Origin of the sequence: Thermovirga sp., from assembly GCA_012523215.1 — a bacterium.
In the GTDB taxonomy this organism is placed as follows: Bacteria; Synergistota; Synergistia; order Synergistales; family Thermovirgaceae; genus 58-81.
On record JAAYIZ010000284.1, the window covers coordinates 1 to 20,845 of the forward strand.

Below are 20,845 nucleotides of genomic sequence, written 5' to 3' on the forward strand. Positions count from 1 at the left end.
CCCATAGGGATCCCTCCTGGAGTTCGTCGGCGCCCATCACGCAGATTACCCTGCGGTCGAGACCCCCCATCCGGGATGAGAGCAAAAGGCCATTGGCGATCCCGATCGCCATTCCTCTTGACCCGCCTGGGGCGTCGACACCAGGCGTCCTGGCGTGCTCGGGACGTCCTTGCAGCATCGCTCCCAGTCGGCGGAAATTCCACAGTTCATCCCTCTCGAAGAAACCCCGCCTGGCGAGGACCGCGTAAAGAGCGGGACAGGCATGATCCTTGCTGAAGACCAGCCTGTCCCTCTCAGGCCAGAGGGGTTCATCGGGCCTGATCCTCAGGACCTTCCAGTAAAGGAAGACCAGTATATCGACGACGGAAAGGGAAGAATCCAGGTGACCTGACCTCGAGACGCCGGTCATCCTGACTATATCTTTCCTAACTTCGAGTGCAATTCTTTCAAGTTCGCGCCTTTGAGAGGTTTTCATCACATCATTCTCCTGCGAGCATGGCTTCCAGGGTATGGCGGAAAACTTCTTCCAGCCTGCCTGTTGCCTCACCCGGCCCAGCCCCTCGCGGGGGATCCTGCTGGAACGAAGGAGGCTCGCCCCCATTCCAAAGGGGCAGGTTCCATTCCTCGGCGAAGGATCTGACCTTGGGCTCATAGGGTACCGCCAGGCAAGGCACACCCGCAAGGACCGAAATGAGGCAGAAGTGGAACCTCATGCCCATCGCCGCCTTCGCCTCCGACCACAGCTCCTGCGCCTCGTTGATATCCCTGATGCGGACAACACGGGAGGGGCTGAACACTCCGCGGGATTTGAAATCCTCCATGAGGGTTTTGTCTTCATCGGAAAGGGCGACCCCGACCAAGTCAAGACCGGACCTTTCCCCGACACGGGCCGTGGCAAGGGCGGTCGCTTCGGGGAGCCCCCTTCCCCAGGGCCTGACATTGACGAGGAGAAGGTTCCCATTTCCACCACCGGTGAAACCGGGCGCCATCGCGAAAACGAGGTCGGGAGCGATCCTGCTCTCGAGTCCCCAACTTTCAAGGAGCTCCTTCGATCCTTCGTCCCTGACGACCCTCTCCCGGCAGAGCGCAAGGGCATCGCGGGCCAGGAAGCGAGCCGTGCTCCTTCCCAGGGGTCCTATTGATTGACCAAAGGCCCAGGGCCTGCAGCCGGCGAGACGCGCCATCCTGGTCACTCCCCAGTAATAGGCGCAGGACCTCGTGCTGGTGGAATCCTGAAATAGTCCTCCGCCCCCGAGAAGCAACGTCCTGCTGGATCTCAGGACGGACATTACCTTTGCGGGGTTCCATCGGTCCGCCAGGGTCGGTCCCATCCCCTTCACCGGAGCTCCTTTACCGGCCGAAAGTACTGCCACCCTCTCGCCGGGCACCCCATTTTTCTTCAATAGGGCCAAGATGCTTTCAGCCATCATCTCGTCGCCGAGATTTCCGAAACCATAATAACCACAAAGGACTACGTCCAGTGGTCGACTCATCCTGCAATTACCCCCTGCCACCTTCTCCAGGCCGGCAGGACCAACAGTACAAGGACGGCCGCCACGACGGAACCCACGATGAGCCCGGTCCAGAGTCCGTTAAAAACACGGAGTAGTATGAAGGAAAGGTGGGTGTGAAAGTGACAGAAACTGTTTATCACTGACGAAAAGGCCAGCGTGGAGCCAAGCCTGAAGATCTCGCGGAAGCCCCCCCAGATATCCTTTCTCCTCACGACGAACCAGAGCACTAGGGCGGGATAGCCCGCAAAGATCTCCTTCGTCCTGGGTCGGGCGATCAGAAGTTGCTCCAGGAACTCCCGGAACCGTATCTCCCATCCGGGGACGAAGGATACGTTGCCGCTCCTGAGAGCCATGACCCCCGCCGCGGCGGCCAGGACTCCTACCAGGGCCAATTCTCCCCAGACCGGAGGCCGCGACAGGACCTGGGCCAACGACTCGGGATGGATCCTCCTCTTCAGGTCGTGAAGGAGCAGGATCATGGGGGGGAGCAGGAGCGCAATCTTGACACCCGAGAAAGTGCCCATTCTCAGCATGTACCAGGGAGTTCCGAAAAAGGAGGCTATAGCCAGGCCCGCCAAAAGGGCTACGGCCAGGCCGTAAATCACCCCCCGAAGGGGGCGCCCGAAGTTCTCGAGTGCCACCAAGGAGGCCTCGGCCGCTGCGAAGGAGGCGACCAGGGCCCCGGAGATCCTAGCAGCGATCGGAAGCTTGAGCGAAAGAACAGCCAGGAACACCGAAAGGACGAGCGCGACCACCGCTTCCTTCAGGTCAAGGCCTCTCTTCTCCACGGAAAGGAACCTGGCCGTCAGCCTCAAGGCCAGCGCGACCAGAACGAGACCGAGAGCAAGGGCGGAGAAGGGGCTTGTGCTCCAGCCCTCTATCGTTTCGGGCCAGCCGGTGCGGATGCCGAGCGAACCCAGCCGCTTCGATATCATGGAACATTCGTCGCCGAATCTCTTCAACCTGGAGCCCGAGTGGAGATCCGAGGGTCTCAGGTAGAGGATTTTGACGGAACGTTCCCGGGAGGCCCGAACGAATCTTTCCACCAAGTCGTCCCTGGTGAGCCTCCTGCTGAGGATCTCCTCCTTCCTCACGCTGTGCAGGGAGAGGATCTCCGGAAAAAGAGCCCTCTCGAGGGAGGCGGCCCCTATCTGTTGGGAGAACTCAACCTTTGAGATGGGGATGCTCCGCTCCCGGAGAACCTCCGAAAGGGGGCCCAACTCAGGATAACCGGCGACGAAAAGGCCCGCCGGAACCACGGCGCGTATATCGGGAAAGGCGTCCAGTACCGAGACCACCGCAAGGGCCACGTTTTCACCCCTGACCCCCAGCGTCGATCCGGGACGATAAATCAGCGGGATATCCCTTCCCCGGAGCAACTCCAGCATGGGATAGTCCGGTATCATGCCGGCTTCGAGGGTTTCCGCCAGCGAAAGGGGCTGCGCCAGCAGGTCCCCTTCCTCCAAGCTGAAGACCCTGGTCCCGGGAAATTTTTGAAGGATAAAAGCCTTGATCTCCCTGGAAAAGAGAGCACCGGGTTTGACCAGGATGGCCGCCGTATCCGGATACAAATCTCCCGGTCTAGATCCTGCGAGAAGGTCCCCCGCGGCTCCGTACTCCAGTTCCAGCATTTGGGCCGCCAGCTCCTGGCCTGTCAGTTCTCCGACCGCCACCGCGGTGAGCCCCCGTCCAAGAAGTTCATCGAGAACCGCGGGAACGGACAGCTCCGATTCCCTGGTTAGGCTCACCACATCCCTGATATCGGTGACCAGGGCCGCCACGTTGCCCTCCTTTTCGGCCTGGACCCGCGGGAGAAGGCCCAGGGCGGCGAAAAGAGCGGAAAACACCAGGAACAAGACAAAAAGGGAGAACGGTCCTTTCCTCACACTCTCTCACCCCACTGATCCTCGAGGGGCAACCCCATACCCTCCAGGAGCCTGCTCAACCTGAAGAGGGGGAGCCCTACGACGTTAAAATAGCAACCTCTGATTGAACGCACAAGCAGCGAGCCCAATCCCTGGATGGCATAGGCGCCAGCTTTGTCCTCGCTCTCGTTGCCCGAAAGGTAGGCCTTGATCTGGGTCTCCGAAAGGTCCCTGAAGGTGACCAGGGTCTCTTCGGTCGCCGAGGCCCGCCGGTCCATCCACCTGGCGGCGACGCCGGTGACCACGGAATGCGTCTTCCCCGAAAGCAGGTTGAGCATCCGGAAAGCATCACCGGCGTTTATGGGTTTTCCCAGGATCATCGCTCCAAGCAAGACTACCGTATCCGCCGCGATCACCAGGGAATCCCTTTGAAAAGCGAAAACCGAATCGGCCTTCGCCTCCGCCAGCCTTCGCACCTGCTCCCTGGGATCGCCCTCTTCCGAGATTCTCTCTTCGACCACGGGAGGTACAACCTTGAAGTTCCACCCCAGGTCTCGGAGAAGCGCTTCGCGTCTCGGGCTGGTCGAGGCCAGGACAACGTCGGGGAAAAATCGGGGGCCACGCTCCATCATCGAATGGCCAACACCCCGAAGATTCCCCCGAGGAACGTACCCAAGTTTGCGCGGATATAAAGCCGAAATCCGAAATCGATCACGATGAGGTTGATGTTCCTCATGTCGAAACCGGCATCTATGATGTTACGAAAAAACCTCTCGGTGACAGTGAACCTCTGCAGGTAAACACCCACAAAGCTGCCAAAGATTATGCAAAGGGTTACGATCCACCATCCTTCTTTGTACGCGGTTTTCGCCATATCATCACCCCCTGATCAGATTGAGGGCCACAACGAAAAGGCCCGCCATAATGCAGTAGATGGAAAAGAAACCCAGTCGTCCCCTGACGATAACCCTGCGAAGAATGCTTAACGCCAGAAGCCCCGACCCGAAGGCGACCGCCATCCCGATCCACCAACCCTTGGGCAGCGACGAAAGCACGCTTGATAGGCCCCCCGCTTCGATCACCTCGAGTACGGCCGCCCCGAAGATCGCGGGGAGGGAGAGGAGAAAGGAAAAGGTGAAAGCCTCTTCACGGGAAAGACCCGCCCTGAGTCCTATCACGATGGTCGACCCCGACCTTGATATGCCAGGAAAGATCGCCAGGCCCTGGGCGATACCGACCTTGAGGGCCGATGGCAACGACACGGGGAGGTTTGCGGGGGAGATCCTGCTCCCATAGTGCAGAACGAACCCCGTCACCAGGAGGGCGAACCCGACGAAAAGTGCAGAAGAGAAAAGGGATTCCGCCACCGGCTTGATGACAAAGGCCACGGCACCGGTTGCCAATGTGCCCGCGATGACACTCCAGCCATACCTCCAGCCGGGGAGACAGCGACTTCCCACTGAAAAGAGCCCCTTGAACCACTCGCGGGCGGTTTTCACTATATCATCCCGAAAGAAAATAAGCGTAGCGGCCATGGTGGCCAGGTGGAGCATAACTGCAAAGGAGAGGGCCGGCTCCGACCACCCGAAAAACCTCTGCGCGATCACGAGATGGCCTGAACTACTTACGGGAAGGAATTCGGTGATACCCTGGACAAGACCCAGCAGGGCGGACTGAAGATGCAAGGGTCATGCCTCCTTGGAGCGGATGTGGTTTATATCCTTGACTATCAGGGCTATGTTGTTGGCGTGGTCGCCCACCCGTTCAAGGTTGCTCAGAATATCGATGAATATCACTCCCGAACCGGGGTTGCATACACCCTGATTTAACCTGTCGATGTGGCGCCTTCTGAGGTTTCTTTCCATTGCGTCGATGTCGTCTTCCAGTGAGAAGACCTGGCGGGCCTTCTCCGCATCGGCCGTATCGAGGGCCTCCACGGCGAGTCTCACGGTCTTCTCCGAAAGGTTTATCATAACCTCGAATTCTTCCATGGCAACATCGGAGAAGGGGAGGTTGTGCTCGATCTTGTATTCATAGAGCTCTATCAGGTTCTCGGCGTGATCACCCACCCTTTCGATATCGCCCACTCCGTTTACGTAGCTGGACAAAGAGGAGGAAAGGACAGGGGGGAGACTGACCTGCATCAACTCCGCCGAGTAGGACGTGACTTCCCTGTTCAATTCGTTCACAACCTTCTCGGTCTGGTGGACCTGTTCGATCATCCTCCGGTCATCATCGGTAAAGGCGGTTTTGACGTCTCTCAGCATATCCAAGGTGAGCAGTCCCATCCTGACAAGTTCTTTCCTGACAGCGTCAACGGCTGCAATGGGCGAGGCCTTGATCAGGTTCCTGTCCAGGAACCGGGGGCCCATCAGGATTACCGCCTCATCATCGGGAATAATGGCCTTCACGAGCTGCACGAAGGGGGTCACGAAAGGCAGAAACAGTATGGTGTTGAGAACATTGAAAAGGGTATGGGCGTTGGCGAGCTGCCTGGCTATGTCCGAAGAGGTCAGGAGCACCAGGCTTTTGAAGGGGCCGATAAAGGCCAGGAAAACGATCGCTCCGATGATCTTGAATAGGACGTGCGCAAAGGCCGACTGTCTCGCCGAACGGTTCATCCCCAGCGAGGCCAGCACCGCCGTAATGGTGGTGCCTATGTTATCTCCGAAAAGGATGGGTACGGCCGAGTCCAGGGTGAGCAGCCCCTGGGATGCCATGACGATGGTCAGCCCTACCGTGGCGGAGCTCGACTGGACCAGCATGGTGAGGAGCGTTCCTGCCAACACTCCCAGCAAGGGGTGATGCCGGAAGGCGAGGAAAATATCCTGGCGTTCCCTGATGAAGAGCATGGCGTTCCCCATGGTCAGCATCCCCAGGAAAAGAAGCCCGAAACCGACGATCCCATTCCCTACGAACTTTTGCCTCTTGCTCCTTCCGAAGACGGCGAACAGCATTCCCACCCCGATCATCGGCAGGGCGAAGTCACCTATTTTGAAGGCTACAAGCTGTGCCGTGACGGTGGTGCCTATCGCCGCCCCCATCATGACCCCAACGGACTGCTTCAGGGTCATCATGCCCGCATGGACGAAACTGGCAGCCATCACCGTCGTCGCGCCGCTGGCCTGGATCACGGCCGTCATCAACGCCCCCACGAGGACGCCTTTCAGGGGTGAACTCGTCAGGGCCGATATAAGGCGCCTCATCCTGTCACCCGCGAGGTCCTGCAGCGACTCCCCCATCAACTTGATACCGAAGAGGAAGAGCCCTACCCCTCCCAAGAGGTTGAAAAGAAGTCCCGTCGTCAAAACCATACCTCCCTTGCCAGGCAAAAACCCAACGAGGATCCGTCCCGCGTCAAAAAACGCTATCTCTCAACTATCGTGACAAGGACTTTTATCACCGGCAGGGCCCTGATATGCTTTTTCAATACATTTCGGACCCTGCTCCTCACCTTTTGGGCGATCCGTTGTTCATTCTCGCCGGTCCGTACCGTGTGCTTTTCCAAGGTATTCTCGATCTCCAGGGTGAGGTCGCCCCTTAACTGTTCCGCGTCGTCCATGTGGAGAAATCCTATACTTTCGATCAGGGGTCGAGCGGCGAGGCGGTATTCGCCGTCGAGGACCAGCGACACCACCACAACTCCTTCCTCGGAGATCTCCAGCCTTTCCTTGAGCAGGCTGTTCTGCATCTCGCCCAGGACCATGCCGTCGACAAGGATACCGCCCGATGGGACGACTCCCCGGCGAACCTGGGCCTTGTTTCCATCCAGGCTGAGCACATCGCCATTTTGAAGCACAAAGGTGTTCTTCTGGGGGATATCCATCTCCTGGGCCAGCTTGGCGTGCCTGACAAGGTGCCGGTACTCGCCGTGGAGGGGGACAAAGTACTTGGGCCTCACGATGCTGAGCATCATCTTGAGTTCTTCCCTTGCCGCGTGGCCTGAAACGTGAACCTCCTGGTCTCGGTCATAGACCACCTCGCAACCGCATTCGAAAAGGCGGTTGATAGTCCTGCTGACAAGCCGTTCGTTCCCGGGAATGGGAGAGGCAAAGACCGCCACCAGGTCACCGGGACCAAGGTTGACGAAACGGTGTTCGCCCTTGCTCATCCTCACGAGACCCGAGAAGGGCTCGCCCTGGCTACCGGTGGTGAGGACGATGAGCTTGTTGTTGGGCACCTGGCCCGCTTCCTCCATGGGAATGAGGGCGTCCCTCTCAACATCGACGTAGCCCAGGTCGATAGCTAGGTTCACGTTCTGGATCATGCTCCTTCCCATGAGGGCTACCTTCCTGTTGAACCTGGACGCCGCTTGGAGTATCTGCTGAGACCTGTGGAGGTTGGTGGAAAAAGCGGCTATAATGACTCTTTTATTCCGGTGAAGCCGGAGCAGCCGCTCCAGTGTTCTTCCAATAATCCTCTCCGACTGGGTGAAACCCGGCCTTTCCACGTTCGTCGAATCGGAAAGCATCAGCAGGACTCCCTTGCTCCCGTAATCGGCGAAGGCCGAATAATCCGTTATCCTTCCGTCCACGGGAGTCGGGTCCAGTTTGAAGTCACCGGTATGAATGACCGTCCCGACCGGCGTCTCCACGGCCAACCCCACTCCATCGGGGATCGAGTGGCATACCGAAAGAAAGGTAACGTCAAAGCACCCCAGGCTGAACCTCTCCCCTGACTTGATTTCGATCGACCTGGGCTTGTAATCCGGGCAGGAATCCTGGAACTTGGCGTCGACCATGGCCAGTGTGAGCTTTGTCCCGTAAAGGGGCACATCTATCCTGGGCAGGATGAAGGGCAGGCTCCCGATATGGTCCTCGTGGCCATGGGTGAGAACAAGACCCCGGATCCTCTCGCGGTTTTCGAAAAGGTAGGAGGCGTCGGGGATCACGAAATCTATGCCCAGCATCTCCTCGTCGGGGAACATCAGGCCACAGTCCACGACGATTATGTCCTCGCCGAATTCGAGGACGAACATGTTCTTGCCTATCTGGCCCAGGCCTCCAAGGGGAATGAAACGAAGTTCATCCCTGGCGGGGGCTTTTCGCCCACGCTTCCCTCTCGGGGCTTTTGACGACATCGATACACCTCCGGCTTCATCGTCCTGACCGCTCGGCGGTCAGTGACACGGCACAACAATACTTCCCGGGTCAAGGCAGGCGCCCGGGAATGTTACAGTATCAGCCGGCCCGCCCGGCTTAATCACTGAAATCTTGAGTACTCTCACCGGGTGCCGCGCGATCGGAAGAAGCGGCCTCCGTGAAATCCTTTCTCGACGCGATAACCGGCTGCTCAGGGGCGGCGTTGTGATCCCCGCGTTTTGAAATCACCTCGAGCAAAGCGTCGGCGCCGTCTTCGGCATGAAAGGCTTTTATGAACCTCCTCGCCCATTCGGTGGTCTCGTCGACTATCCTCGCATGGATTCCCTCGGGAAGGGCCATGATAGCATCATGGAAGGACTTGTTGGCTTTCTTGTAGTCTCCCGACTTGCGTGAGAATCCCTGGCCATCGGCCCACCGCACCATTTTTTCCCAGAGTTCCAAGGTGATGCCTCTATCGGGCTCCTTGACGTAGGAGCCGTCCCTCACGACGGCGTTGCCCGTGGCGGGGTCCATCTCAAGGCCATAGACGATATTTTGCCAAAGGGTGCCCACGTTGCCCTTATTTATTCCGAATTCGGAAAACCGGGACACCTTGTCGAGAGGAGTGCCCGATATCCCGTGCTGGGCTATGGTTACGCCATAGGGCGCGATGGCACCGGCAATCTCCCCGGTTCGCTTGAGGTCGATTCCCTCGGCCTCTCCGGCGGCGCTGTCGTAGGTTCCGTGCTTACTTCCGTTGGAGATGGCGAGAAAGTCTGGAAAGACACCCCAGGAGTTCAACCCACCGACGAAAAACAGGGCCTCCTCGACCGTGGTCAGTTCACCGGGTCCCTTGATCTCTCCCACCTCCACCTCGAGCCCCAGGTAAGCCGGGACGTGCATCGCCGCGTCCCTCGTGTAGCAGAGGTTTTCCCAGTCGGGGCAGTGGGAGGCGTCGATCGCCACCGATGTCCACCCCAGTTCGACCAGTTTCCCCAGGTGGGAAATGGATTTCAAAAGGTCTTCCCTGGATTTGATGGCATAATGATCCACGTGGAGGCCGAAGGGCACTCCTCCTCCAAGTTCGCTGGAATACCTAAGGGCCATAGCGGGCACGTTCTCGAAGGTGCATCCGCAGTATGTGTTCTCCGACTTGGCCAGTTCCAGCAATACGAAAGCGTTGAGTTCCTTGGCGGCTGCGAGGACGCCCTTTATCGTAAGGGGGTTGCGCACGTTAGCCGCGAGGACGATGGAGTCCGTCCTTCTCGCCGCGGCCGCGATGTCCCTGCCGCTGACCAGGGCCACGGGTTCGCTGCCGAAAACGGACTGGACGTTAAGAGGCCGTTTTTCGAGCAGTTCGCGGTAAGACCTGCTGCTTTGATCCATTTTAGAACACCTCCCGGTAATGTCCGCACACATTGTACAATGAAGATGGTCCTTCATTCACGGCCATGGCCATGCTCTTTCGTGGTTTCCACAACTTGGATATTCAACAGGCCGTGACATTGACGGTTCCGCTTGACCCGTGATAATATAGCCGGCGCGCTACGAAAACGATCCTTGGGGGATCGTCTAATAGGCAGGACGCTTGACTCTGGATCAAGAAGTCGGGGTTCGAGTCCCTGTCCCCCAGCCAACAATTACGAAGGGCCCCATCGTCTAGTGGTCTAGGACCCAGGGTTCTCAGTCCTGTAACACGGGTTCGAATCCCGTTGGGGCTACCAAAAATAGCGAGGCGGACCCCCTTTTTCGGGGGGATCCGCCTTTTTATTCCGGAGCCTTCAGGTTGTACACCGGCCGAAGCAGCGCCAATATCTCGACGGCCTCGCCGACTTCGTCCCTTATGTCCTCCCATCTTTTGTAGGCCATAGGCGATTCATCGATGGTTTCCCTGAGAATAGAGGTCGAAAAAACGCCCTCCATGCTCTTCCTGAAGGACTCCATCGTGATGGTGCCTTCCTTCAGCCTGCGCGTCATCTCCTTGCGGCTGAAAAGGCGTCCTGCTCCGTGGGGTGCCGAGTAATTGTAAGCCGGGTTGCCCTTTCCGACTCCCAGCACGATGCCCGAGGCCATATTCAAAGGGATGACCAACCTTTCGCCCTTGTGGGCGGAGATGGCACCCTTCCTCACGATGCCATCCTTTTCGCTGATGTAATTGTGTACGCTGTCGATAAGGGTTCCCTCGTTCAACTTCAGGCCGAAGAAGGAGATGACCCTGTCGGCGATGATGAATCGGTTCAGCCTGGCGTATTCCTGGGCTATGCGGAGCCACTTCATGTACTCGCTCCCTCCCTTGTCGAGGGGGAGGTGCTCAAGGCCACGGGGGAGCGAGGCGGCAATCCCGATCCTGGACTGGTAGCGCCGGGCCATGTTCTGGAAGAAATTCGCAACCTGGAAACCAAAATGTCGGCTGCCGGTATGTACTGCAAGAAATAGGGAGCCCTTTGGGTCTTTGTTGATTTCGATAAAGTGATTCCCGCCCCCAAGGGTCCCAAACTGGCTCCAAGCGGGGCGTCTCGGCCTCCGGGAGAGCAGGGTGCTGTAGAATTCCTCATCGGCGCGGCCGCCCAGAACCTTTGCCCTGGCGCCCCGGTCGGGAAAACGGGACTCGAACCAGTTGAGTATCCCCATATCGCGATGATGGGTCTTTCCGAGGGGGATGCTGTCCCTGGTGAATTTATCAAGGGCACCGAAGTCGATGTCACCCTGCTTCACCCCCTCAATAGGTGCAAGGAGAACGCCGCAACCTATATCGACGCCGACGACGTTTGGTATGACGGCGTTCTTAAACCTTCCGGTAAAACCTATGACGCAGCCCGCCCCCAGGTGGCAGTCGGGCATGATGGCCACCAGGCCGTCGACGGCGGGATGGGTCGCTATATCCCTGATCTGGGCCATGGTCGGCTCATCCACGTCCCTGGCATGGATCACCAGTTCTGTCATGTCAACCACTCCTATATGAATTTTTCAAAGTCACGAAAAATTCTCCCAGGAACATGATAACATCTGTAGGCCAACCATGAGGACGGTGGGAGACGACATGGACTCAAAAGACCAGGTGAGGCCGCCTTCGGCGATCGAAAGGCCCTGCTTCGTTTTCAGGGGCGATCTTCTGCTGCTGAGGACGGAACCGGAACCCGAATTACCATCCTGGGAGGATATAGCGGGGCTTCCCTTCTCGGAGCAGAGCCCGCGGAACTGGATGACGGGTCGGCCCGGCAACCACTGGGTATCCCTGAGAGAGGACGAAGCGTTCCCTGGGGGGATGGAACTGGTATCCCTGAGGGACATCTGGTCCCTCTTGGGTGAGCGCACTTTCTTCGAGGCCGGAAGGGCCTTCCAGCTCATGGAATGGTCCCGCCGGAACCGCTTCTGCGGACGCTGCGCCACCCCTATGCGCGAGGTCGAGAACGAGACCGCCCTGGAGTGTCCCTCCTGCGGTTTGCTCAGCTACCCCCCCGTCACTCCCGCCGTCATCGTCGCCGTGGTAAAGGACGGGAAACTGCTCCTGGCCAGGAACAGCCGTTTCCCCAAGGGCAGGTACAGCGTAATCGCCGGGTTCGTCGAACCGGGAGAGACCCTGGAGGGCGCCGTTGAGAGGGAAGTAATGGAAGAAGTCTCCATCAGGGTGAAGAACATCGCTTACTTCGGGAGCCAGCCCTGGCCCTTTCCCCACTCGATGATGGTGGGTTTCCGCGCCGAATGGAAATCGGGAGAGATAAAGGCGGACGGCGACGAGATAGAGAGCGCCGCCTGGTTCTCGCCCGACTGCCTCCCCGATATACCTCCGAGCCTCAGCATTTCAAGAAGGCTCATAGACGATTACCTGGCCAGGCACGCCTGACTTAAGAGCGCGCGCCCTCGCCGGCAGGCTCAGTTCTTGGGTTTCCCCTTGCGGAGTTCCTCCTCCCAGGTGATCAGAGAGTGATAGTAAACGCGGTCGCCGTCATCGTCCAGGCCCCTGGTGAGTTCGCTGATATGGGTGTGTCCGGCCTGGACCCTTTCAAGGACATGGCTGACGGCCTGTTCAGGTATGCTCTCCGCTCCGCAGGTATAGATATCCAGGGCGAGGTACCCGGCTTCGGGCCAAGTGTGCACCGATAGATGGGATTCGCTGATAACCACGACACCGCTGACCCCATTGGGAGGGAACCGATGGAAGGAAACCGCCCAGACATGGGTATTGGCCTTCCGCGCGGCCTCGACGAGGATCTCCTGCATCCTGTCGACCTCGCCAATGACGTCACCACAACCTGAAGCCTCGACAATATAGTGAATCCCCCTAGGGTCCATGGCTTCTCCTCCCCGGGATGGTCTCCCTCGAATAGATGCGGAAAATCTAGAAAAAATAACCTTTTTGCAATTCCGGGTAGAGCGGGAAGGACCCGGCAAGGTCCCTCACCGTCGAGGCTACCCGGTCCATCGCCGATCGTTCTTTCCTCTCCGTGAGGGCAAGATCGATGATCTCGGCCACCAAGGCCATCTCCTTCTCCTTCATGCCCCTCGTAGTGAGTGCCGGTGTGCCCAGCCTGATACCGCTGGTCACCATGGGTTTCTCGGGATCAAAGGGTATCATATTTTTGTTGACGGTGATACCCACCTGGCCCAGTATGTCCGTGGCTTCCTTACCGGTAAGGCCCTTGCTGCGGAGATCTAAAAGCAGCATGTGGTTATCGGTGCCGCCCGCGACCAGCCTGTATCCCCTGTCGCCCAGGCCTGCAGCGAGGGCCTTGGCGTTTTTCACGATCTGCGCGGCGTATTCCTTGAACTCCGGCCTCATGGCCATCAGGAAACAGGTGGCCTTACCGGCGATGACATGCATGAAGGGCCCTCCCTGTATACCGGGAAAGACGTTACGGTCCAGGTCGGCGGCATACTTGTCCCTGCAAAGGATAAGGGCGCCCCTTGGTCCCCTCAAGGTCTTGTGGGTCGTCGTGGTGATAAAATCCGAGTGCGGGACGGGGCTGGGGTGAACCCCGCCGGCGACCAAGCCCGCTATATGGGCCATGTCCGACATGAGATAGGCGCCCACTTCCGCTGCGATATCGCCAAAGCGTTTGAAATCGATGAGACGGGGATAAGCGCTGGCGCCGGCTACGATAATTTTAGGCCTGTTCTCGCGGGCCAGCCTGGCCACCTCGTCGTAATCTATGGTCTCCGTCTCCCTGTCGACACCGTAGGGTATTATTTCGAAAAACCTTCCCGAAAAGTTCAGGGGATGCCCGTGGGACAGGTGGCCCCCCTGGGCCAGGTCCATGGCGAGGATCGAGTCGCCGGGCTCCAGGACGGTGAAGTAGACTCCCATGTTGGCTTGGGTGCCCGAGTGGGGCTGGACATTGGCGTGTTCGGCCCCGAAAAGTTCACAGGCCCTTTTCGCCGCCAGTTCCTCGGCTGATTCGACAAACTCGCAACCTCCATAGTACTTTCTATGGGGGTATCCTTCGGCGTACTTGTTGGTCAGCACCGAACCCTGCGCCTGGAGTATATTGAGAGGGACAAAATTCTCGGAGGCGATCAGTTCAAGGCTTTGCCTTTGCCTCTCGAATTCAGACTGTACCAGGGAATCTATCTCCGGGTCCGCGTCTCCCATAACCGACTTCATGATGTCCAAAACTGGCCATCCCCTTTCATAGGACAGGTCGCCCTTTTCCCCTTGCGAACCAATATTATACTTCCTGGTGATGATCCTGGTCAGGCGATGCCTTTCCGTCCCTGGACCGGGTCAAACTGACCCTGGAGAAGGGCCTCAAAGGCCGAAAGATCCATGGTCCCCATGTCCCCCTCGCTTCGGTCCCTGACGGACAGTGTCATGTTTTCTACCTCCCTGGAGCCGATGACTACCATGTAGGGTATCTTCTCCAACTGGGCGTCACGGATTTTCTTGCCCAGCTTCTCGTCCCTGCTGTCCTTTTCCACCCTGTAGCCGAGGCTCTTTAACCTTGATCCCACTTCGACTGCGTAAGGGCCATGCCCCTCCTTCACCGGTACGATCCTGACCTGGATCGGCGAGAGCCAGAAGGGAAAGGCACCCGCGTAGTGCTCTATGAGGATCCCCATGAACCTTTCAAGGCTACCCAGGATCGTCCTGTGCAGCATCACGGGACGGTGTTCGTTCCCGTCGGGACCGATATAGGTCATATCAAACTTCTCGGGCATCTGAAAGTCAAGCTGGATCGTGCCGCACTGCCACGTCCTCCCGATACAGTCCTCGAGGTGGAAGTCGATCTTGGGGCCGTAGAACGCCCCGTCACCCGGGTTCAGCCGGTACGCAACGCCGAACTCCTCCAGGGCCTCCTGCAGGGCTTCCTCGGCCTTCTCCCACATGAGAGGATCTCCCATGGCTTTCTCCGGCCTGGTGGACAATTCCACGCGGTAGGAGAAACCAAACACGTCGCTGTAGATGAACCTGACTAGGTCCATGATACCGATGATCTCCTCTTTGATCTGTTCCGGCGTAACGTAGAGGTGGGCATCATCCTGTGTGAAGGACCTGACCCTCATCAACCCGTGCAGGACGCCGGAACGCTCGTGGCGGTGGACGGTGCCCAACTCGGCAATCCTCAAGGGGAAATCGCGGTAACTCCTTATCCTTGTCTTGTAGACCAGGATCCCACCGGGGCAGTTCATAGGCTTCACGGCGAAGGGGCGACCGTCAATCTCGGTGAAGTACATGTTATCGCGGTAATGGTCCCAGTGGCCCGATCGGACCCACAACTCCCGGTCGAGGATAAGGGGTGTTCTTATCTCGGAATAGCCTCGCCGGGAGTGTTCCGCCCGCCAGAATTCCACGAGCCGGTTTATGATCACGGTGCCCTTTGGATGAAAGAAGGGAAAGCCCGGACCTTCATCCTGGATGCTGAAAAGGTCCAGTTCCCTGCCAAGCTTCCGGTGATCCCGGCGTTTGGCCTCCTCGATCCTGTTGATGTGGTCCTGGAGCGCCTCGGCGGTGTCGAAGGCCGTACCGTATATCCTGGTCAGCATGATGTTCTTTTCGTCGCCTCGCCAGTAAGCCCCCGCCACGGAGAGAAGTTTGAAGTGCCTCAGTTCCGAGGTGGAAACCACGTGGGGGCCTCGGCACAGGTCCGCGAATTCTCCCTGCCTGTAGATCGATATGAACTCGTCGGGGATCTCCGAGACCAGTTCCAGCTTGTAGACGGCGTCCCTTTCCCTGAAGAGGGCCAGGGCCTCCTTCCTGGGCAGGAGGAGCCTTTCCACGGCGATACCCTCGGAGGAAATCTTCTTCATCTCTTCCTCGATCCTGGAAAGATCCTCCTCGGTCAATGTGCCGGCGACTTCCATATCGTAGTAAAAGCCATCCTGTATCGAAGGGCCGATACCAAGCCTTGTTCCTGGGAATATCCTCTGGACGGCCTGGGCCATGAGGTGCGACGTCGAATGCCTCAGGATATCCAGGCCTGCCTGGCTTGAAAAGGCGATGGGCTCGATACTGGAATCATTTTCAATGATGGCGGTGAGGTCGACCGGTTCCCCGTCGCTTTTGGCAGCGATCGAACCCGACTCAAGTTTCCATCGCGACAATATTTCTCCGGCTGTCAAGGCCTCGGGAGAAAAAAGCTCCAATCCTTCTGGTCCCGCGTATTTTGGCAATGTCCAAGCCTCCATCCTTGATAATGACCAACCGCTCCCGTTGAGGCAAAAGGGCCGGCGGGTTGCATTTTACAGCAGCAAGGCTCCGGGGTCATCCCTGGGTGAAATGTATATAATATACACCCCTTGGGGTTTATGCAACGCCTTTTATCTTCCTGGTAAAATCAACCTTGAAATATCACCCTGTTAATAAACTTTTCTTCACTTCCCCATTTCGTTCATCCTTCCTTAAAAAGGGGGGTGTAAAAGAGAGCGAGTCGAAGTTTCGCCATCATGCCTCTTTTGTAATGGCTTTCCCGCTTTGAAAATCCTGGTCAAGGAGGGAGGAAAGCATGGCTGAACAAAAAAATACCGACCAGTGGACTTCCCGCTGGGGCTTGGTGCTGGCCTGCGTTGGGATGGCCGTCGGCACGGGGAACATCTGGCGGTTCCCCCGCGTCGCCGCTTCCCAGGGAGGCGGAGCTTTCGTCATTGCCCTACTGATAGGGCTGTTTCTCTGGGGCATCCCGCTCCTCATGGCCGAGGCCGTCTGGGGCAAAGTCTCCAGGATGGGCGTCATAGGCTCCTTCAAGGTGATGGTGGGCCGAAATTGGACCTGGATGGGAACGACCGTAGCCCTCATCTGCCTGGGAATAACCTTCTACTACTCCGTCGTCGTGGGGTGGTGCATCCGTTACTTGGTGTACGCCCTAACCGGCGTCATAAAACCCGGCCTAGACGCGGAGGCACTGTGGGCGGCTTTCTCCGGCACTCCGGGTGCCATGGTGCCGTGGCACATCTTGACCGTGATCGCCGCTACAGCCGTCATCCTCCGGGGTGTTTCGGAGGGACTCGAGAAAATAAACAAGGTCCTCATTCCAACCCTCTTCGTGTTGCTCCTTTTCCTGGCCATCAGGGCCAACATGCTCCCCGGTGCCTCCGAAGGCCTGAGATTCTTCTTCGAACCCAAGTGGGAGGACTTGCTCAAGGGACGGGTCTGGCTCGAGGCTTTTACCCAAGTGGCCTGGTCCACGGGAGCAGGGTGGGGGCTCATGCTTACCTACTATGTTTATACGAAAAAGCGCGAGGATATAGCCCTCAACGCCACCACCATCTGCTTCGCCGACACCCTGGCGGGCCTTCTTGCCGGTTTGGCTGTCATCCCCACCATTTTCGCCCTATCCCCGGATCCCACGGCAGCCGTAGGCAGTGGTAACACCGGGCTCGCCTTCATCCACCTTACCAGGCTTTTCGCCGTCATGCCCGGCGGGGCGATCTTTGCGGCCCTGTTCTTTCTGTCCCTGGTCTTTGCCGGGTTCACCTCCCTGATCGCCATGTTCGAGATGACCCTGCGCTTCCTGTTGGATGCCGGCTGGGCGCGTAAAAAAGGCGCCCTGGTCGTTGGCTTGGGGGTCCTGGTTTTCGGACTTCCCTCGGCCTGGGATGTTTCCTTCCTGGACAACCAGGACTGGGTTTGGGGCGTTGGCCTCCTTTTCAGCGGCCTCATCTTCTCCATCGCCGCCATTTTTAAAGTAGGCGTCAACAAGGTCTGGGAAGAGTATATAGCACCCGATTCGGACATCAAGGCCGCCTGGATGTTCAAACTGATCTACCTCTTCCCCTTATGGTTCGCGATAATCTTCGTCTGGTGGATCGCACAGGCCGCCAGCTGGTACCCCGACACATATATGAAGTGGCTCCCAATATCGGTGTACACCTTCTCCGTGGGTACCATGGTCTACCAGTGGGCTATCGTGGTCGCCATCGCCCTGGTCACGAACAACTGGCTGGCGAACAAGTCAAGGTTCCCCTTCGAGGCCGCCGAATAGATCAGCCGCCGGCGCCGCTCAAGGGGAACCCTTTGAAGAAGACCACTCGCGGGGAGGAATTCCGATGGGTTGGCAGTTCAACATGATCGTCATAATGGCCCTCGTCTTCGGCGGCACGGGCTGGTGCGTCTACAGGACCATAAAAGCCGAGGAGAAAAAGTAGCGCGTCGATCGACCGATAAGATAAGGGGCCGCTGTGCGCAGAGCGGCCCCCTTATCTTATCGGAAGGTCACTTTCCGGTGCTGCCGAAGCCTCCGCTTCCCCGGTCCGTCCGGCTCAGGGAATCTTTTACCTTCCAATCTATCCTGCTCACGGGGGCGAGGACCATCTGGGCTATCCTGTCCCCCTTTTCGATTTCGAAGGGATTTTCACCCAGGTTGACGAGGATGACCCTCACCTCGCCCCGATAATCGGCATCGATCGTTCCCGGCGCATTCAGGACGGTCACCCCGTGCTTCAGGGCAAGACCGCTGCGGGGACGCACCTGGCACTCGTACCCCGCGGGTATCTCGAGACGGATCCCCGTCCCCACCGAAAGCCTCCCTCCGGGGGGGATGATCGCTTTTTCCATCGACATGAGGTCAACCCCGGAAGAAAAGGGCGTGGCGTAAGCCGGCAGCTCTGCCCCGTCATCATCCCGGAAAATCCCGAGTTTTACCGGGTCCAGCATGGCTACCTATCCCTGCCCCTGTCCCCGAAGTCTTTTCTCCTGGGCCCCCCGTGAGGCCTCCTGTCGCCGCCCGGCCTGCTTCCCGGCCTCGAGGTTCCACCTCTCGGGCCCCTGTCGCGGTCAGTCGAGGGAGGCAGGGCCTTGATCCTCTCCTCCCTGGCGTCCTCCAGGACGAAGGCGTCGGCAAACCTTTCCGCCAGTTCCGGTTCGCCTCTTCTTTCAAGGGCTCGCCTCCTGGAGAGATTGATCCTCCCCATATCGTCGATCTCCTTGACCATCACAAGGACCGAATCCCCAGGGGAGAGAACATCGTCGACCTTGCCGACGTGAGTGGTGCTTATCTCGCTCACGTGCAGAAGACCTTCCTTACCAGGAAGGACCTCCACGAAAGCACCGAAGGTCATGAGCCGGGTGACCTTGCCCGAGAACACCTCTCCGGCCGTGACGTCCCTGACGAGGTCGTTGATCATGTCGAGGGCCTTTTCAGCGGCCTCGGTGGTGGGCGACGCCACGAAAACTCTACCGTCGTCCTCGACGTCGACCTTGACGCCCGTCTGGGCGACGATGTTGCGTATCGTCTTGCCACCGGGCCCGATGATGTCCCTGATCTTGTCCAGGGGCACCGTGAGGGTGTAGATCCTGGGGGCATAGGCGGATATATTCTCGCGTGGCTCAGCCAGGACGCTGTCCATCTTGTCAAGGATAAAAAGCCTTCCCCTGCGCGCTTGGTCGAGGGCCTTCTCCAGGATGGCCCTGGTTATGCCCCCGGCCTTGTTATCCATCTGGAGGGCCGTTATTCCCTCCTTGGTGCCCGTGACTTTGAAATCCATGTCACCGTAATGGTCTTCCAGGCCTTGGATATCGGTTAGGACCACCACCTTGTCGCCTTCCTTTATCAACCCCATGGCGACTCCGGCGACGGTCTTTTTCACGGGGACCCCCGCGTCCATCAGGGAGAGGCTGGCCCCGCAGACCGAAGCCATGGAACTGGAGCCGTTGGATTCCAGTATGTCCGAGACCACCCTGACCGCGTAGGGGAAATCCTCTTCCCCCGGAAGCATTCCTCTTACGGCCCTCTCCGCCAGGGCGCCATGCCCGATCTCCCTCCGCCCGGGACCCCTCATGGGCCGTACCTCGCCGACGGAGAAGGGGGGAAAGTTATAGTGAAGCATGAAGCGCTTGGAGGGTTCGTCCAGTTTGAGGCCATCGACCAATTGGTCGTCCTCGCCGACCATCCCTAGGGTGGTTGTCACCAGCGCCTGGGTCTCGCCCCTGGTGAAAAGGGCCGACCCGTGAACCCTGGGAAGAATCCCCACCTCGCAGGTGACGGGACGAACCTCGTCCATGGCCCTTCCGTCAGCCCTTCGGCCCTCGTCGACGATGAGAGACCTCATGGCTCTCTTCACGGTATCTTCCACGGCGGACTTTATATAGGACTCCGCTTCGGGAAATCCCTCGAGCAGGCTCTCCAGGGCCTTGTCCGTGGCGATACCAATAGCCTCGCCCCTGGGTTTCTTTTCATGGATCTGTACGGCCTGGTAGATCTCCCCGTAGAGTTCCCGCTCGATCCAGGAGTCTATCTCCGGGTAGGTCTCCGCTTCGGTTATCTTGACGGGCGGCTTTCCGGCCCTTTCGGCCATCTCGACCTGGGCCTGGACCAAGGCGTATATCTCCTGTTGAGCCATCTCTAGGGCGTCCACCATCACGTCCTCGGGGATCTCGCCAGCCCCGGCCTCCACCATGGTGATCCCCCCGGAGTGGCCGCTCACGACCAAGTCAAGGGTGCTCTCCTTCATCAGGTCCTCGGTGGGGTTGATGACGAGTCGCCCGTCGATCCTGCCGACCCTGACCGCCCCCACCGGCCCCTTCCAGGGGATACCGGAGAGCATCAGCGCGGCCGAAGCGCCGTTGATGGCCAGGATATTCGGCGGGGTGGACTGATCCACCGACAGCGTTGTGGCCACTATGTGAATATCGTTCCTGGTATGATCATGGAAAAGGGACCGAATGGACCGGTCGATTATCCTCGAAGCGAGAATGGCCGTCTCGGAAGGACGACCCTCCCTCTTGATGAACCCCCCCGGGATCTTACCGGCGGAGTAGAAGCGCTCCTCGTAATCCACCAGGAGGGGGAGAAAATCGATCCCCTCCCTCAGTTTGTCTGAAATGCACGCGGTCAGCAGCAGGGATGTCTCGCCCTGGGTGACGCGGACCGCTCCGTTGGCCTGCTTGGCCAACTTGCCGGTCTCGAAGGTCATGACGCGACCTCCGACTTCAACGTTGAATGTTTCCATCATT

At 58.5% G+C, this 20,845-nt stretch carries 17 protein-coding genes and 2 tRNA genes; 4 read left to right on the top strand and 15 right to left on the bottom strand.

What is annotated here, in order from left to right; translation table 11 throughout:
• The 9 genes from GX108_07640 to GX108_07680 all read right to left on the bottom strand — a co-directional run.
• On the bottom strand, positions 1-475 hold a 475-nt coding region (locus GX108_07640), incomplete at its 3' end, for a transketolase (GenBank protein NLO56902.1).
• Between the two features lie 4 nt (positions 476-479).
• Positions 480-1,493, bottom strand: a complete 1,014-nt coding sequence (gene csaB, locus GX108_07645) for a polysaccharide pyruvyl transferase CsaB (GenBank protein NLO56903.1) — start codon at positions 1,491-1,493, stop codon at positions 480-482.
• Complete coding sequence (locus tag GX108_07650) at positions 1,490-3,400, bottom strand: hypothetical protein (protein NLO56904.1); 1,911 nt, start codon at positions 3,398-3,400, stop codon at positions 1,490-1,492. Before GX108_07650 ends, csaB begins: the two co-directional genes overlap by 4 nt.
• Positions 3,397-4,008: a septum formation protein Maf gene (gene maf, locus GX108_07655; GenBank protein NLO56905.1), complete on the bottom strand. Its 612-nt coding sequence runs from the start codon at positions 4,006-4,008 to the stop codon at positions 3,397-3,399. Before maf ends, GX108_07650 begins: the two co-directional genes overlap by 4 nt.
• A complete protein-coding gene (locus tag GX108_07660) occupies positions 4,008-4,253 on the bottom strand; it encodes a hypothetical protein (protein NLO56906.1) in 246 nt (81 codons plus the stop codon). The genes maf and GX108_07660 overlap by 1 nt, the downstream gene beginning before the upstream one ends.
• Before the next feature lie 4 nt (positions 4,254-4,257).
• Positions 4,258-5,064 carry an undecaprenyl-diphosphate phosphatase gene (locus tag GX108_07665; GenBank protein NLO56907.1) on the bottom strand — a complete coding sequence of 269 codons (807 nt, stop codon included), beginning with the start codon at positions 5,062-5,064 and terminating at the stop codon, positions 4,258-4,260.
• Positions 5,065-5,067: 3 nt separating this feature from the next.
• The gene (locus tag GX108_07670; GenBank protein NLO56908.1) at positions 5,068-6,687 is read right to left on the bottom strand and encodes a Na/Pi cotransporter family protein; all 1,620 of its coding nucleotides are present in this window, start codon (positions 6,685-6,687) and stop codon (positions 5,068-5,070) included.
• A 59-nt stretch (positions 6,688-6,746) separates the two neighbouring features.
• The gene (locus GX108_07675; GenBank protein ID NLO56909.1) at positions 6,747-8,459 is read right to left on the bottom strand and encodes a ribonuclease J; all 1,713 of its coding nucleotides are present in this window, start codon (positions 8,457-8,459) and stop codon (positions 6,747-6,749) included.
• A gap of 118 nt (positions 8,460-8,577) precedes the next feature.
• Positions 8,578-9,846, bottom strand: coding sequence for a class II fructose-bisphosphate aldolase (locus GX108_07680; protein ID NLO56910.1), 1,269 nt, complete (start codon positions 9,844-9,846; stop codon positions 8,578-8,580).
• A 175-nt stretch (positions 9,847-10,021) separates the two neighbouring features.
• Between GX108_07680 and GX108_07685 the strand changes: the two genes are divergently transcribed.
• Positions 10,022-10,096, top strand: a tRNA-Gln gene (locus GX108_07685).
• 12 nt (positions 10,097-10,108) lie between these two features.
• Positions 10,109-10,184, top strand: a tRNA-Glu gene (locus GX108_07690).
• A 43-nt stretch (positions 10,185-10,227) separates the two neighbouring features.
• Here GX108_07690 and GX108_07695 read toward each other — a convergent pair.
• The gene (locus GX108_07695; protein ID NLO56911.1) at positions 10,228-11,403 is read right to left on the bottom strand and encodes an RtcB family protein; all 1,176 of its coding nucleotides are present in this window, start codon (positions 11,401-11,403) and stop codon (positions 10,228-10,230) included.
• A 97-nt stretch (positions 11,404-11,500) separates the two neighbouring features.
• Between GX108_07695 and nudC the strand changes: the two genes are divergently transcribed.
• Entirely contained in the window at positions 11,501-12,304 is an 804-nt protein-coding gene (gene nudC, locus GX108_07700) for an NAD(+) diphosphatase (GenBank protein ID NLO56912.1), read from the top strand.
• A 29-nt stretch (positions 12,305-12,333) separates the two neighbouring features.
• Here nudC and GX108_07705 read toward each other — a convergent pair whose 3' ends face one another.
• From GX108_07705 to thrS, 3 genes are all read right to left on the bottom strand, one after another.
• Positions 12,334-12,753, bottom strand: a complete 420-nt coding sequence (locus tag GX108_07705) for an adenosylmethionine decarboxylase (GenBank protein ID NLO56913.1) — start codon at positions 12,751-12,753, stop codon at positions 12,334-12,336.
• Between the two features lie 46 nt (positions 12,754-12,799).
• Positions 12,800-14,062 carry a serine hydroxymethyltransferase gene (locus tag GX108_07710; protein ID NLO56914.1) on the bottom strand — a complete coding sequence of 421 codons (1,263 nt, stop codon included), beginning with the start codon at positions 14,060-14,062 and terminating at the stop codon, positions 12,800-12,802.
• A gap of 89 nt (positions 14,063-14,151) precedes the next feature.
• Positions 14,152-16,083: a threonine--tRNA ligase gene (gene thrS, locus GX108_07715; GenBank protein NLO56915.1), complete on the bottom strand. Its 1,932-nt coding sequence runs from the start codon at positions 16,081-16,083 to the stop codon at positions 14,152-14,154.
• 317 nt (positions 16,084-16,400) lie between these two features.
• On the opposite strand from thrS, the gene GX108_07720 reads away from it, so the two are divergent.
• Positions 16,401-17,876: a sodium-dependent transporter gene (locus tag GX108_07720; GenBank protein NLO56916.1), complete on the top strand. Its 1,476-nt coding sequence runs from the start codon at positions 16,401-16,403 to the stop codon at positions 17,874-17,876.
• 230 nt (positions 17,877-18,106) lie between these two features.
• Here GX108_07720 and dut read toward each other — a convergent pair whose 3' ends face one another.
• Together dut and GX108_07730 are read right to left on the bottom strand one after the other, a co-directional pair.
• Positions 18,107-18,547, bottom strand: coding sequence for a dUTP diphosphatase (dut, locus tag GX108_07725; GenBank protein ID NLO56917.1), 441 nt, complete (start codon positions 18,545-18,547; stop codon positions 18,107-18,109).
• A 2-nt stretch (positions 18,548-18,549) separates the two neighbouring features.
• A complete protein-coding gene (locus tag GX108_07730; GenBank protein NLO56918.1) occupies positions 18,550-20,844 on the bottom strand; it encodes a polyribonucleotide nucleotidyltransferase in 2,295 nt (764 codons plus the stop codon).
• Position 20,845: the final 1 nt, after the last annotated feature.